Annotated in this window: 15 protein-coding genes; 11 read left to right on the plus strand and 4 right to left on the minus strand. The window is 37.7% G+C overall.

Features of this window, described 5'->3' with window-relative positions:
- Nucleotides 1-87: 87 nt before the first annotated feature.
- A complete protein-coding gene (locus tag L1275_RS00080; protein WP_253468440.1) occupies nucleotides 88-798 on the minus strand; it encodes a ZIP family metal transporter in 711 nt (236 codons plus the stop codon).
- A gap of 1 nt (nucleotide 799) precedes the next feature.
- Complete coding sequence (locus L1275_RS00085) at nucleotides 800-1531, minus strand: bifunctional 2-polyprenyl-6-hydroxyphenol methylase/3-demethylubiquinol 3-O-methyltransferase UbiG (RefSeq protein ID WP_253468442.1); 732 nt, start codon at nucleotides 1529-1531, stop codon at nucleotides 800-802.
- A gap of 92 nt (nucleotides 1532-1623) precedes the next feature.
- Here L1275_RS00085 and L1275_RS00090 point away from each other — a divergent pair, with 92 nt between their 5' ends.
- The 11 genes from L1275_RS00090 (at nucleotide 1624) to L1275_RS00140 (ending at nucleotide 12100) form a co-directional block, all read left to right on the plus strand.
- On the plus strand, nucleotides 1624-2799 hold the full coding sequence (locus L1275_RS00090) for a class I SAM-dependent RNA methyltransferase (RefSeq protein WP_253468443.1): 1176 nt from the start codon (nucleotides 1624-1626) through the stop codon (nucleotides 2797-2799).
- Nucleotides 2800-2816: 17 nt separating this feature from the next.
- Nucleotides 2817-3050: a hypothetical protein gene (locus tag L1275_RS00095; RefSeq protein WP_253468445.1), complete on the plus strand. Its 234-nt coding sequence runs from the start codon at nucleotides 2817-2819 to the stop codon at nucleotides 3048-3050.
- A 234-nt stretch (nucleotides 3051-3284) separates the two neighbouring features.
- On the plus strand, nucleotides 3285-3881 hold the full coding sequence (locus tag L1275_RS00100) for a SatD family protein (RefSeq protein WP_253468447.1): 597 nt from the start codon (nucleotides 3285-3287) through the stop codon (nucleotides 3879-3881).
- Nucleotides 3878-4597, plus strand: a complete 720-nt coding sequence (locus L1275_RS00105; RefSeq protein WP_253468449.1) for a DUF3307 domain-containing protein — start codon at nucleotides 3878-3880, stop codon at nucleotides 4595-4597. The genes L1275_RS00100 and L1275_RS00105 overlap by 4 nt, the downstream gene beginning before the upstream one ends.
- 611 nt (nucleotides 4598-5208) lie before the next feature.
- Nucleotides 5209-6048, plus strand: coding sequence for a 1,4-dihydroxy-2-naphthoyl-CoA synthase (locus L1275_RS00110; protein WP_219288985.1), 840 nt, complete (start codon nucleotides 5209-5211; stop codon nucleotides 6046-6048).
- Between the two features lie 95 nt (nucleotides 6049-6143).
- Entirely contained in the window at nucleotides 6144-6761 is a 618-nt protein-coding gene (locus tag L1275_RS00115; protein WP_253468456.1) for a PH domain-containing protein, read from the plus strand.
- A complete protein-coding gene (locus L1275_RS00120; RefSeq protein WP_253468458.1) occupies nucleotides 6748-8250 on the plus strand; it encodes a PH domain-containing protein in 1503 nt (500 codons plus the stop codon). The genes L1275_RS00115 and L1275_RS00120 overlap by 14 nt, the downstream gene beginning before the upstream one ends.
- An 18-nt stretch (nucleotides 8251-8268) precedes the next feature.
- Nucleotides 8269-9177: a 1,4-dihydroxy-2-naphthoate octaprenyltransferase gene (gene menA / locus L1275_RS00125; RefSeq protein WP_253468461.1), complete on the plus strand. Its 909-nt coding sequence runs from the start codon at nucleotides 8269-8271 to the stop codon at nucleotides 9175-9177.
- Between the two features lie 30 nt (nucleotides 9178-9207).
- Nucleotides 9208-9888, plus strand: coding sequence for a metal-dependent hydrolase (locus L1275_RS00130; protein WP_253468463.1), 681 nt, complete (start codon nucleotides 9208-9210; stop codon nucleotides 9886-9888).
- 141 nt (nucleotides 9889-10029) lie between these two features.
- The gene (locus L1275_RS00135; RefSeq protein ID WP_253468465.1) at nucleotides 10030-11070 is read left to right on the plus strand and encodes an o-succinylbenzoate synthase; all 1041 of its coding nucleotides are present in this window, start codon (nucleotides 10030-10032) and stop codon (nucleotides 11068-11070) included.
- 184 nt (nucleotides 11071-11254) lie between these two features.
- The gene (locus tag L1275_RS00140) at nucleotides 11255-12100 is read left to right on the plus strand and encodes an alpha/beta fold hydrolase (RefSeq protein ID WP_253468467.1); all 846 of its coding nucleotides are present in this window, start codon (nucleotides 11255-11257) and stop codon (nucleotides 12098-12100) included.
- 125 nt (nucleotides 12101-12225) lie between these two features.
- Here L1275_RS00140 and L1275_RS00145 read toward each other — a convergent pair whose 3' ends face one another.
- On the minus strand, nucleotides 12226-14016 hold the full coding sequence (locus tag L1275_RS00145) for an acyl-CoA dehydrogenase family protein (protein ID WP_253468469.1): 1791 nt from the start codon (nucleotides 14014-14016) through the stop codon (nucleotides 12226-12228).
- Nucleotides 14017-14155: 139 nt separating this feature from the next.
- Nucleotides 14156-15337: an acetyl-CoA C-acyltransferase gene (locus L1275_RS00150; protein ID WP_253468471.1), complete on the minus strand. Its 1182-nt coding sequence runs from the start codon at nucleotides 15335-15337 to the stop codon at nucleotides 14156-14158.
- Nucleotides 15338-15376 lie beyond the last annotated feature (39 nt).

Below are 15376 nucleotides of genomic sequence, written 5' to 3' on the forward strand. Positions count from 1 at the left end.
CCTCGTATTCTTATAAAAAAAAACACTCCATAAAGTATGATGCTGTATGGAGTGTTTTTTTATAAAGTATATTTTGAGGTGATTTTGTCAAACAAAATAAGCGACAATAACACCAAGTATGATAGTCCCGAGTTTGGTTAGATTAAAGCGGTGGTCTTCATTGCTCTCAAAAATAATGGTTGAGGAAATGTGAAATAATATCCCCACTACTATAGCTGAAATTTCAGCATAATATTTTTGTAGAGGTACAAAGCTTCCGGAAACGTAAGTTCCTAAAGGAGTCATCAAGGAAAAGACCAACATAAAAAAGAGGATCTTTTTTTTGTCCATACCTGCATTGATAAAAAAGGTAGTTAATATCACGGCAATAGGTAAGTGGTGAATGGCAATCCCCCATGCTAGATTCAGGTTTTGACTTAGGGGCATACCTTCCAATAAAGCATGTATGCAAAGACTGATAAATAGTAGCCAAGGCATTGCATCCATTTTGTGTGGAAGGTGCACATGACCATGCTCGGCACCTTTAGAGAAATATTCTAAAATAATCTGAAATACAATCCCAACCATTATAAAAATACCAATACTGCTGCTATGACTGTGATCGTGCTCTAGTCCACCGTGATGGAGGGGCTCAGTACTTGCATAAACTTCGGGTAACAAATGGGTTACCGTTAAGGTCAGTAAAAAGGAGCCGCTGAAAGCCAATAATAACTTTAGGTTCTTTTTGTTTTTTGGTCGCAATAAAATAGCGATCAAATAACCGATGAGTATAGATAGTAATGGAAGGATGTAAACCATTTTATTTAAAAATCATAATTAAACGTTCGGACTCTCCTTTATAAAACTTTTTTAAGCGGTAATCTCCAAAAATATCCAATAAATTGATATCGGATTCTTCCATCATTTTTTCGAAATCCTCTAGGCGAAAAGCGCGTACACGTTCTGTGAACTCATAATGTTGCCCTTGGTCGTCAAAGGCGATATCTTTGATGATAAATCCATCCTCATAACGTCTCTTTAAATGAAATTCAATACCGTCAACCGTTTTTGTTTCTTCGGGAATTAGGTTGGGAATAACCTTGTCCACATTCATAAAATCCATAACGGCAAAGCCGTATTCATTTAGACTATCACGAATGGCTTTTAAGGTTTTGACGTTGTCACTTTCGTCGTTAAAATATCCGAAACTCGTGAATAGATTAAAAATAGCATCGTATTGTTGAGGCAGTGGTTGTCTCATATCGTGCACATCAAAATGCAATTTGTCGTTTTCGTGTTTTTTAGCGTCTTTGATGCTGTTTGCTGATAAATCAACTCCTGTCACATCATAACCCAATTGATTTAAGTAAATCGAGTGACGCCCTTTTCCGCAAGCAAGGTCAAGAATTTTAGCTTCTTCAGGAAGATTTAAATATTGAGTCAAATTGTCCATGAATAACTGGGCTTCTTCATGATCCCGATCCTTATATAATGTATGGTAATACGACGTGTCAAACCACGAAGCATACCAATTTGTTGATTCTTTTTGCATGAGTTGCTTAATTTCTTTTATAGCCTGTAAATTTACTCTATTTTTGTGGAATATTATATTTTAAATAAATATTCCTAATTTGGAATAAGCCTATGGAAAATTTTAAAATGATCGCTAAAACTTTTTTTGGTTTTGAAGAAATTCTAGCTAGAGAGTTGGAGCTTTTGGGAGCGAGAAGAGTGGAACAAGGAGTTCGTATGGTTAGCTTTGAAGGCGATAAAGGGTTTATGTATAAAGCTAATTTAGCTTTGAGAACTGCTTTAAAAATATTAAAACCAATTGAACAATTTGCCGTTTACAATGAAGAGAATCTCTATAGAGGGATTCAAAGTATTGATTGGTCCAAGTACATTACTGCAGAGCAAACTTTTGTCGTGGATGCTACGGTGAATTCGGATAACTTTAATCACTCTCAATTTGTAGCTTTAAAGACGAAAGATGCGATAGTTGATCAATTTAGAAACGATACGGGTAAAAGACCGAGTATCGATAAGGATTTTCCGGATTTAAGAGTCAATATTCACATTCAAGGTGATATGTGTTCTGTTGCTTTGGATTCTTCTGGTAATTCCCTACACCAACGTGGTTATAAAACCGCTACGAATATCGCTCCGATCAATGAAGTTTTGGCAGCAGGTATGTTGTTGATGTCGGGTTGGAGTGGACAAAGTGATTTTATGGACCCGATGTGTGGTAGTGGAACCATCTTGGCAGAAGCAGCGATGATCGCTTGTAATATTCCTGCGAATATCAATCGTAAGGAGTTTGCCTTTGAGAAATGGAAAGATTGGGATAATGATTTGTTTGATCAAATTACGGATTCACTGTTTAAAAAAGTTAGAGAGTTTCACTACACCATTAAAGGGTATGATAAAGCTCCTTCTGCTGTGATGAAAGCTAAAGACAATATTCGCAATGCGAATTTAGATGAATATATAAAAATTGAACAAGCGAACTTTTTTGATTCTGAAAAAGAAACAGAAGGGCCTCTTCATATGGTTTTTAATCCACCTTATGGCGAACGATTGGATATTGATTTAGAAAATTTTTATAGAGAGATCGGTGATACGTTAAAGAGAAGTTATCCAGGTACATCAGCTTGGTTTATTACAGCCAATTTGGAGGCCTTGAAATTTGTTGGACTGAAACCTTCGCGAAAAATCAAACTTTTCAATGGAAAATTAGAAGCGCGTTTTGTCAAATACGAAATGTATGCAGGCAGCAAAAGAACCAAGTTTCAAACCAATCCTGATAGTGATATCGTATAATTTTTTAAATAATTCACATGAGTACAAAAGTAAAAACTTTCCTGTTACAATTTATTAGCTTTGCTGTTCTATTCTTTCTTGTAAGAGTATTAATCGTTGAGTTTACCGCATTATCTGGATTTTGGATTCCTTTGACAAGCGCGGTTGTGGCAACGATCTTAGCTCCTCAGTTTAGAAATGTTACGACAGCTGATGGAGATCGTATTTTGATGAAATGGATTTTTATGAAAGGAGTGAAAACGTTTAAATAAAATAGTTTATTACATTTTAAATCTATAAGGGTTGTCTTGTGAAAGGCAGCCCTTTTTTTATTGCAGAGAGCAGTAGATGAAGTTATTTTTTAAACTTTAAATATGTTCTAATAATGACATATTTATAAATATGTTCTAATAATGACATATTTTTAATTATGTTGTATTTGTGACATATTTTTTTATTTTTTATTTGATTTATAAATTGTATTTTTGAAAGGTAAATTCATTATTATGACTGCAATATTAACTGGGGATATTATCAATTCTAGATCGGTCGAACCTCAAGAGTGGCTTCCTGTCCTTGAAAAATCATTGGCATTATTAGCTGCTGATCGCAGTGGTTGGGAGGTTTTTAGAGGTGATAGTTTTCAGTTAGAAGTTGGGGTAGATCAGGCTTTAAAAGCTGCATTGTATTTAAAGGCTACCTTAAAGCAAATTAAGGGTTTAGATGTTAGGATTTCAATTGGTATTGGTGAAAAGAACTATGCCGATTCGAAATTGTCCCAATCTAATGGCAGTGCTTTTATTCATTCGGGAGAAGCTTTTGATCGATTAAAGCACAAAACCCTGAGTTTTCAAAGTGATGATTCATCGTGGAACGAAATTATAAATCTGTTTTTAGACTTGATTTCAACCATAGTTAATGCTTGGACCCCTGTTTCTATATATTTGATTCAAAAAATGTTTGATAATCCTGATTTTACACAACTGCAATTGGCGGAATTGACGAAGATGAATCAAGGTAATATCAGTAAGGCGTTAAAAAGGGGGGGATATGATGAAATTCAAAAAGTATTACAGTATTATGTAAAAAACAACCCCTTATGATTAGTGTGCTTTTTTTAAAACTATTACTAGCTCATTTTTTAGGTGATTTTCTTTTGCAACCCGCAAATTGGGTAACGGATAAAGAGGCGAAAAAAATACGTTCGAAATATTTGTATTACCATATAGCTGTTCACGCAGTATTGTTGGGTGTGCTACTTTGGGGAACTGCAAATTATTTTAGTATTATAGGCTTGGTAGTAGTGTCTCATTACATTATAGATCTCTTAAAGTTGTATTTTGGAGAAAAAATTGTTCAGCCTTGGGCGTTTTTTATCGATCAAATCGCACATTTAAGCGTACTAGTTTTTGTAGCCGCATTTTATGAATCTTGGACTTGGAATTTAGATATACTTAATGATCCTACCTTTGTGCTACTGGGCTTGTGTTTATTATTAACGACGGTTGTAGCTGCTATAGTCATGAAGGTTTTGATTTCAACTTGGAAGATTGATGACGAAGGTGTTGCCTTAAAAAATGCTGGAAAATATATAGGAATTTTAGAACGTTTATTTGTTTTTGGATTTGTAATCATGAATTTTTGGGAGGGTGTTGGTTTTCTTTTAGCGGCTAAATCAATTTTTCGTTTTGGTGATTTAACGCGTGCAAAAGATCGTAAATTAACCGAATATGTTTTGATAGGTACTTTGCTGAGTTTTGGAATGGCAATGGGGTGTGGTGTGCTTTTCAATAAATTGCATCAACTGATTACAAGCTGATGATGTCGTACTTTTTTAAACTTGCTACACAAAAACTCCGATCGGCAAGATAAATAGCTGTAATGTTCTTTTGTAAGGAATCAATTGTGCCGTTTATCTCTAACTGATCTGTAGCTCGTGTAGGTTAAGAATGAGCAAATGCCAGACTGCTGAGCAGAAGGCTACCCAGTAATACCAACAAACAGATGATGTAAAATTTCTTATTCATAACTTGAATTCTAAACAAATATAGTTAAATTTTAAATATGTCGTATTGATTTTTTTTCGATTCTTTTGATTGTTAGTGATTTAATGTTGGTGTTTGGTTGTGTTGGTCTACTAAAAGTTGCTTTTTTGGCTGTTTTAACGCGCTAAACTGCGCCAAGTGTTTGGTTGAGATCTCAAGTGCCTCAAATGGGTTTGCTTATCTAGGTCATGGTTGGTGTAGTGTTGGTACAAAGGATTTAGGCTTTAAAACACCTTATATTAAAATGAATAAGCAGTTTGTTCAGCAAAACTTTTTTTATAGGTAAATCCAGCGAATTTGAAAAGAAACGCTACCAGATAATAAAAGGATAATATGGGGTATAATACAAAAAATGCCTTATTTTTACGGGAAATTAAAAAATACTATGAGTACTATAAATTGGAAAACGGCTATGGAGTTTGAAGATATCACTTATAAAAAATGTGATGGAGTCGCTCGAATAGCTTTTAATAGACCCGATGTACGAAATGCATTTCGTCCGAAGACAACCAGTGAATTGTATAAAGCGTTTTACGACGCACAAGAGGATACCAGTATTGGTGTGATTTTACTTTCGGCAGAAGGGCCTTCATCTAAGGATGGGGTGTATTCTTTTTGTAGTGGTGGAGATCAAAAAGCACGTGGTCATCAAGGTTATGTAGGAGAAGATGGTATGCATCGTTTGAATATATTGGAAGTACAGCGCTTAATTCGTTTTATGACTAAAGTAGTCATTGCTGTTGTACCGGGATGGGCAGTAGGCGGAGGTCATAGCTTGCATGTAGTTTGTGATTTGACTTTAGCGAGTAAAGAACATGCTATTTTTAAACAAACGGATGCCGATGTAACCAGCTTTGACGGTGGATATGGATCAGCGTATTTGGCTAAGATGGTCGGGCAAAAGAAAGCTCGAGAGATCTTTTTCTTAGGACGTAATTATTCCGCTCAAGATGCTTTTGAAATGGGAATGGTCAATGCAGTTATTCCACATGATGAATTAGAAGATACAGCCTTTCAATGGGCTCAAGAAATATTGGAAAAATCTCCTATGTCTATAAAAATGTTGAAGTTTGCGATGAACCTTACTGATGACGGTATGGTTGGGCAACAAATTTTTGCAGGAGAAGCTACTCGTTTAGCCTATATGACTGATGAAGCCAAGGAGGGAAGAGATGCTTTCTTAGAAAAGAGAAAGCCGAATTTCGTTAAACAATGGATTCCTTAATAGATCATAAAATTTGTTGGTCTATTGGATATAGGAATTGCTAGTAGCAAGCTCTGGAAGTAAACGGGTTATACTATATTTGTTAATAAACAACCATGAAAGAATTTTCAAATCACTTTATAGACACTTCACAATTGCCTTCAATTGATGAAGTGTCTTTTTTATCATTAGATCCCAAATACAAAAAAGTGGTCGCGATAAATGCAACGCTAGTTTCTGTGCTGATCATTGGCGTTGGACTTCTTTTTTATTGGTGGGATTATAAGTTAGCAAAAGAAGAAAATCCTCAATTTCTTGCTGTTGTTGTCCTAGCGGCAGCCTTATTAATAGCGCTGTTTGTATGGGTGATTTCGATCTTAGGTGTTTCGAGGAAATCGTATGCCTTTAGAGAAAAAGACGTCATATATAGAAGCGGTATCATACTTAAAACAGAAATCGTAATCCCTTATAATAGAGTGCAACATGTTGCGCTACATGAAGGAATGATTTCACGGATATATCAATTGGCCGCTTTGGAATTTTATACTGCTGGAGGAGCAAATGGAGATTTAAAAATCCCTGGAATTCCAAAAGAACAAGCCGAGCGTATCAAACAATTTATCGTAGATATGGTGCATCAGGTCAATTTTGAAAGCACAGCTGAAATAAACGATAATTCAGAGGAAAATCAACCGGAGAATAAAGATGTTTCAACAGCAGATGGAGAATTTTAGCCAACCCCAAAGGCAATCCAAAATTGGTATTATTGCCCATTTTCTGTATGCTTTGCAAAAATTGCTAAGAGCTTTTGTTCCCCTTTTGATTATTATCTTATTAAAGGCAGAATCACAAACGCGTATCTACGTGATTGTTGGTAGTGTGTTTTTGTGCGTGTTGCTGTTGGTGATGGCTTATTTGAATTTTAAAAACTTCTACTTTTATATAAGGCCGGAGAGTAATGAATTTATCGTTGAAAAAGGCGTGTTCAATCGATCTAAGATCATGATTCAACTCGAAAAAATTCAACAGGTTAATATCAACCAAAGTTTTGTTCAAAAGTTGGTCGGTGTTTTTGCGGTCGAAATCGATTCAGCGGGTGGTTCAGGAAAAGAGGTTATGATCAATTCGGTCAGTTATGAGGTTGCCATAGCGCTCAAGCGTTGTTTACTCGAACACACTGTAAGTGTTGCTTCTGATACGGGGGCAGATTTGACTCAAACGACTAGCGATCAAAACACGAAGACCAGTAAAATCAGTATGGGAAGTTTGATTAAAGTGGGTTTGACCTCACGATATATTCAAACATTCTTGATTATTTTATTGTTTTTAAATACTATTTACGAACAGTTAACCAATTATTTAGGGGATCGATTTGAATTGGATCCCGAGCAAATGGAGGCCTATGTCAATCAATATTGGATTGGGTATGTTATCTTGTTTTTTGCTGTCCTTTCCATATTGTCCGTTTTGATCATTAATTTGATTCGTATACTGTATAAGTTTTACAATTTTACCATAATTAAAGAATCGAACTCCTTGTTATTGAGTTTTGGTTTATTGGCGACTCGAAGTACAATCATTAGGCCCAATCGCGTTCAGGTTATCAAAACAGTTCAGAATTATTTTCAAAAGAGGTGGGATATACTGCAAATTCATATCCGACAAGTCGCTGGAGAAGAGTCTGACAAACAAAATAAGAAGTCCGCTCTTGAAATACCAGGCTGTTCTGCTGTAGAGAAAGAAGATTTGTTTCAAATGATTTATGGACAGCAACCTGTTGAAGGTGTCGCGCTTAAATCGAGTAATCGTTTTTTTTGGACGCGTTTTTTCTTTTTTGGTTTATTGCCCATCGTGCTGTTTTTACTATTCTTTAGGGACTATATCGCAAATATGGAGTGGTATGCAGTGTTGCCGTTATATCTGATATTGGTTTCTGGGGTCAGCTATCGGATGTATCGCCTTCGTACGTTATATATTCATCCGAAATTCATTGTGATAAAAAAGGGATTTTGGGATATTTCGAGAGAAATTATTGAACCCTATAAAATTCAGAAGATAGAGACCACGCAGTTTTTCTGGCAACGAACCAGTGATATAGGTGGTGTTAGTTTGTATACTGCAGGAGGAGTACTTCGATTCAACAGTACCAAATATTCTGAAATCAAAAAATATGTAGATTATTGGTTGTTTCAAATAGAGACATCCACAAAAAATTGGATGTAGATTATAATTAAAAAGAAAATGACAAAAACTAAAGCTTGGGTTGACGCCGCTCGTTTGAGAACATTGCCGTTATCGGTTTCAGGAATACTCGTAGGAAGTGCTTGTGCGTTTAAAGCAACCCATACGATGAGTAATTATTGGTGGATTTTTTCGTTAGCCATGCTGACTACTTTATTACTTCAGATATTATCTAATTTTGCAAATGATTATGGTGATGGGGTTAAGGGAACGGACAACCACACTCGCGTAGGGCCGCAACGGGCGGTACAGAGTGGTATCATCTCAGCCGCTGAAATGAAGAAAGGCGTGATTGTTACAGCGATATTATCACTGCTGTCTGCGGTATTGTTGATTTATGTTTCTTTTGGAAGCGAACACTTTATGACGTCGATTTTCTTCTTTGTTTTAGGAGTGGCCGCTGTTGCTGCTGCAATAAAATATACGGTGGGGAATTCGGCTTATGGCTACAGAGGATTAGGAGATTTGTTTGTTTTTATCTTTTTTGGCTTGGTCAGTACGCTTGGATCGTATTACCTCTATACACAATCGTTCGGATGGTTAGAGATCTTACCAGCTATTGCGATAGGGAATTTGAGTATAGCTGTTTTAAACCTTAATAATATGCGCGATAGAGAATCTGACCAGACGTCTGGTAAAAATACTCTAGTGGTCTTATTAGGGGCTGCTAAGGCCAAGATTTATCATTATGCTATTGTCGTTGTAGCGCTTCTTGCTATCTTTATCTATGCAATTGTTATCGGGCTGCCTTGGCATCACTTTTTCTTTGTTATCGCTTATTTGCCATTTATTAAACATTTAGTCGTAGTAATCAACAATAAAGATCCTAAAAAATTGGATCCAGAAATGAAAAGAGTTGCCTTGGGAACCTTCTTTTTAGCACTGTTGTTTTCTTTGGCTTTAATTTAAAATATAAACTGAACAAATACCTAACTACCTATGAAAATTACTTATTATGGACACGCGTGTTTGGGCATTGAGATTGAGGATATTCGTTTGATTGTAGATCCTTTTATTTCGGGAAATCCCAAAGCAAAACACATTGATTTAGAAGCTATTCGTGCCGATTATATCTTGTTGACACATGCGCATGGTGATCATGTGTTGGATGTGGAGGCTATTGTTAAAAACAATCCCGAGGCTGTTATCGTTTCCAACGCAGAGATCACGGACTACTATGCGGACAAGGGCTTTCAGACTCATCCGATGAATCACGGAGGATCGTGGAAATTTGATTTTGGTAAACTGAAGTATACAATTGCCATACACTCGAGTTCATTTCCCGATGGAACCTATGGTGGACAACCGGGTGGTTTTGTCATTGAAAGTAAAAACAAAAACATCTATATCGCAGGAGATACCGCTTTGACTTATGATTTTAAGTTGATAGCAATGCGAACCAAACTGGATTTAGCTATTTTACCTATAGGTAATAACTTTACCATGGGTATTGATGACGCAGTGATTGCCTCTGAATTTTTAGAGTGTGATAAAGTAATGGGGTATCACTATGATACGTTTGGATATATTGAAATTGATCACGAATATGCGGTTAAGAGGTTTTATGAGAAAGGCAAGGACTTGATGCTTTTGAGTATCGGGGAGGCCATTGAATTGTAACGTGATAAATGTTGTTGTCAAAATCATTTTTCTAGCATTATAACAGTTTGAAATGTTGATTATTGATCAAAGCTCAACGAATTATTTACGGTTATTCTCACGGATAAAGGTGAAACAGGAGTATTGAAAAAATAGTATGTTATGAAATTGACTTATCAACGTTACGATCTGAAATTTAAAAAACCTTCCGGTACCTCTAGGGGTATCCTGACTGAGAAGGAAACTTGGTTATTAAAACTGGAAGCTTTTGGTAAAACTGGTTTGGGGGAGTGTGGTATTTTGCGATCGCTGAGTTTTGATGATAGACCGGATTATGAAGCCAAATTAAAGTGGGTCGCTGATCATGTTCATTTGGGATTGGATGTATTATGGCAAGAGCTTTTAGAATTTCCTTCCATTCAATTTGGATTGGAGCAGGCTTTTCTGTCCTTGAAAAGTCAAGATCCCATGATTCTTTTTCCGTCGGATTTCACATCTGGAAAAGCGGCCATTGCTATTAATGGTTTGATTTGGATGGAAGATGAGGCGGGAATGAAAAAACAAATCGACGAAAAGATTCAGGCGGGTTTTAACTGCGTGAAACTCAAAATTGGCGCCATAGATTTTGAATCGGAAATGCGTCTTTTGCGTTATATTCGAACGCAATTTACAGCAGAGGAAATCGAATTACGTGTGGATGCCAATGGAGGTTTCGATTACAGTAATGCTTTAAATAATCTTTGTAAATTATCTGAATTACAAATACATAGTATTGAGCAACCTATTAAAGTTAAGGAGTATGACAGCATGGCAGAGCTGTGCAGGCTTAGTCCTTTGCCGATTGCTTTAGATGAGGAGTTGATTGGGGTAACCAAACCCAGCGATAAGGAAAATCTATTGGATGAAATTCGACCGCAATTCATCATTTTAAAGCCGAGTTTAGTCGGAGGATTTCGAGGTTGTACCGAATGGATTGCATTGGCAGAAGCTCGGGGCATTGGGTGGTGGATTACCTCAGCACTCGAAAGCAATATCGGATTAAATGCTATTGCTCAATGGACTTTTACACTCAACAATATTATGCCGCAAGGTTTGGGCACCGGTGGATTATACACCAATAATTTTGAGGCTCCCTTAGTGGTTAAAAAAGGGCAGCTTTGGTACGATCCACGCTTAAAGTGGTATTTACCTGAATGCTCATAGCTCATCTTTTATGGCTTATCTAGTTTTAAAAGGCTATTTTTTTAAAAATAAGCACGCTTTAAAGTTTTGTTTCCGTTTTTTTTTATTTTAGCTACTATGAGATCTAGGCAAGTTGTTGAGATAGTTTGTGGCTCGAGTACCATGAATTTCAATCCGTAACAAGCCTTTTTAAATGGTGGGAACTATGGAAAGAATTAGGGTCAAAACGTTGAAATCACATCAAATTACAGTTCATTTTTTTGAATCAGAACAACCTATAGATGAAGTGGTCATTATCGTTTCAGCCACAGGTGTTCGACAGCAGTACTATGGGTACTTCGCTGATTATTTGGCTGAAAACGGTTTTCACGTGTTCTGTTTTGATTATACGGGTATCGGAGAATCGACCTCAACACCTTTGCGAGAAGTAAAAACAACGGCTGTAGAATGGGCTTCAAATGATTTAGAATGCGTGATTCAATATGCAGAACAGCGATTTCCACAACATAAAACCCATCTGATAGGACATAGTATAGGCGGACAAATCATGGGCTTTGCTCCAAGTGCTGTCAGAATTTCGAATATACTACTTGTCGCTTCTCAAAGCGGTTACTGGGGCTTGTGGAAAGGCTTTAGTCGATATGGTTATTGGGCGATTTGGAATATGGTTATTCCCATTTCGTTAAAGATTTTTGGTTATTTACCATCCAAACGACTTATGGGGATGGAAAATTTACCCAAAACCATGGCAAAGCAGTGGAGTGATTGGTGTAGGCATAAAAACTACTTTGTCGAGACCACAGATGAAAATCAAAGATATCACCACCAAATCAAAAGTGCCTTATTTTCGTTTAGCTTGGAAGGAGACAACTTCGCGCCTCCAAAAGCTGTAGATTGGTTAGCAGCACAGTATAGTAGTGCCGAAGTCCGTCGCATACATTTGCATCCTAAGGATTTTAATATAAAAAAAATCGGACATTTTGATGTGTTTCGCTCGCACTCCGAACCCAACATTTGGCCTGTCTTGCTAAATTCATTGAAGAATACATAACTAAGGGAAAATAGGGAGGGGGGTGTTGTTTTATGTTTAGTTACAAGCCAAAAAATAAAAAACCGCTGTATCCATAAAGGACACAGCGATTTTCTCAAACAAACTAAACCAATCGTATTTGTTTCTTAGAAACAATATTCGTTTTTCTCTACCAATTTGGTAGCGATGATCTCTCTTAATTTGGCGACATTAGGCAAGTTGGTGTATTTGGTAAACCTTCTCAATCCCATTAACATCATGCGTTGCTCATCGTCTTCTGCAAAAGAAGCGATACCTTCTTTACCTTTTTCTATGATGATATCCACAGCGTGATACAAATACAATTGAGCCATAGCAATTTGTTCGCTCACCGTATCTTTCCCTTGTGCTTTGGCCAGTTTTTCGGTTCTTAGAATACCGCTTTCTGCCATGTAAATTTCAATTAACATGTCCGAAGCTGCCATTAATAATTGTTGATGCTGATCTAGATCAGGACCATATTTTTGTACTGCACTACCGGCAACCATTAAAAAGGCTTTTTTCAAGTTGACGATGATTTGTTTTTCTTCAGCAAATAATTCGGAATAATCCGGTGTGTCGAAATCGGGGATTCCGATCAGTTCTTCACCGACTTTCATAGCGGGACCCAATAAGTCTACTTGGCCTTTCATCGCTTTTTTAATCAGCATACCCACGGTAAGCATGCGGTTGATTTCGTTGGTTCCCTCGTAAATTCTTGAAATACGAGCATCTCTCCAAGCGCTTTCCATCGGCGTGTCTTCTGAGAAGCCCATACCTCCAAATATTTGAATACCTTCATCAGCACAATGCTGAACGTCTTCGGATACCGCTACCTTTAAGATCGAACATTCGATAGCAAATTCCTCAACGCCTTTAAGTTCTGCCTCTTGATGAGAGTTGCCTTCTGCGATTCTCGCCTTGATACGATCCTCTATACTCGCTGCAGCACGGTAAGAAGCACTTTCACCGATATAACAATTGGTTGCCATCTCGGCCAATTTACTTCTGATTGCTCCAAATTGAGCAATAGGAGTTTTAAATTGGATGCGTTCATTGGCGTAAGTAACCGATTGAGTAATTAATCGACGTTGTGAATCCAAACAAGCAGCAGCCAATTTGATTCTACCAATATTTAGGGCGTTCATGGCTATTTTAAAGCCGTTTCCGCGCTCCGAAAGCATGTTCTCTACCGAAACCTTAGTATCGTTAAAAAACACCTGACGCGTAGAAGAGGCGCGAATTCCTAATTTGTGTTCTTCTTCTCCTAAGCTGATACCGTTACTCGGATCGTTTTCGACTATAAATCCGGTGATGTTTTTATCGTCGCCAATTCGGGCAAATACAATAAACAATTGGCAGAATCCCGCATTGGAAATCCACATCTTTTGTCCTGTTATTTTGTAATATTTACCATCGTCGGAAAGTACTGCTTTGGTTTTACCTGAATTCGCATCGGATCCCGCTTCTGGTTCGGTCAAACAATAGGCGCCAAACCATTCACCAGTAGCCAGTTTCGGTACGTATTTTTTCTTTTGTTCTTCTGATCCGTAAAGGGTAATCGGCATGGTTCCAATTCCCGTATGTGCTCCAAAGGCTGTCGAAAAAGATCCCGTCGCTCCTGAAATATAATCACATACTAACATGGTTGAAACAAATCCCATCCCCAATCCACCGTATTCCTCAGGAACAGCAACTCCTAAAAGTCCCAGTTCTCCTGCTTTTTTCATACAGTCTTTGGTGAACTCGTAATCTTTCTTTTCAAAACGCGATTTGTTAGGCCAAATTTCCTTATTGACAAACTCCTTGACAGAGTCGCGCATCATAATTTGCTCTTCAGAGAAATCCTCTGGAGTGAATATGTCTTCTGAGCGGGTTTCTTTTACTAAAAATTGTCCGCCACGTGTGATGTTTTCCATGGTAATATGTTTTTTGATTTTTGGTTCATAGTTGTGATAATTTGGAAGGAACTAACACTAGGAGAGTGCGAGCTCAAATTCAATATTATCGTCGGTTTGTATTTCGTGAGAACACGAATGCTTTAAATCTTCGCTTTGATTACAATAATTCATAAATCCCAGCAGCTCCCTGTCCGGTACCTACACACATGGTAACCATACCGTATTTTTGTCCGCGTTTTTTCATTTCATCAAACAATTGAACGGATAGTTTGGCTCCAGTACATCCTAGGGGATGTCCCAAGGCAATAGCACCACCATTGACGTTGACAATGTCTGGATTGAGTCCTAATTCGCGAATTACAGCCAGAGATTGTGAAGCAAAGGCTTCATTGAGTTCGATTAACTCGATATCTTTTAATTGTAGTCCTGCTTGTTTCAGGGCTTTTGGAATGGCTTTTACCGGTCCCATCCCCATAATTTTGGGTTCTACACCTGCTGCCGCATAGTTGACTAAACGAGCAATTGGCTCTAAATTCAATTCTTTGACCATTTCTTCAGACATAATCAATACAAAGGCTGCTCCGTCGCTCGTTTGAGAGGAGTTTCCAGCAGTTACGCTTCCGTCAGCGGCAAATACCGGTCTTAATTTAGAAAGGGCGTCTATGGACGTTCCAAGGCGTGGTCCTTCATCTTTAGTTACCGTATAGGATTTCGTGGCTTTCTTTCCGTTTTCACCAACATATACTTGGTCGATCGTAATCGGGACAATCTGTTGGTCAAATTTTCCCTCTGCCTGTGCTTTTAATGCTTTTTGGTGAGAGTGGAAGGCAAACTCATCTTGGTCCGCTCTACTAACGTTAAATTGTTTGGCAACGGCTTCTGCGGTAAGTCCCATTCCCCAATAATAACTTTCATTACCCGCTTTGGCGACTTGATAGTCTGGAGTGGGTTTATAACCTCCCATAGGGATATAACTCATGCTTTCTGCGCCACCTGCTATAATACAATCGGCCATGCCGGATTGAATTTTGGCCGTAGCCATACCTATGGTCTCAATTCCAGAGGCACAATATCTATTGACTGTTACTCCCGGTACATCATTGATCTTTAATCCCATTAACGAAATTAAACGCGCCATGTTTAATCCTTGCTCTGCTTCAGGCATCGCATTTCCGACCATCACATCATCAATACGACTGCGATCAAAATCGGGTAGGGATTGCATTAGGAATTCTATGGTTTCTGCTGCCAATTCATCAGGTCTTTTAAATCGGAATACACCTTTTGGGGCTTTTCCAACCGCCGTACGATAGGCTTTTACTATATATGCTGTTTTCATATTTTCTTGGTTTTAGGGGTTTGCTAGACTTGTTATCCG

Origin of the sequence: Flavobacterium sp. HSC-61S13, from assembly GCF_024171535.1 — a bacterium.
Classification (GTDB): Bacteria; Bacteroidota; Bacteroidia; order Flavobacteriales; family Flavobacteriaceae; genus Flavobacterium.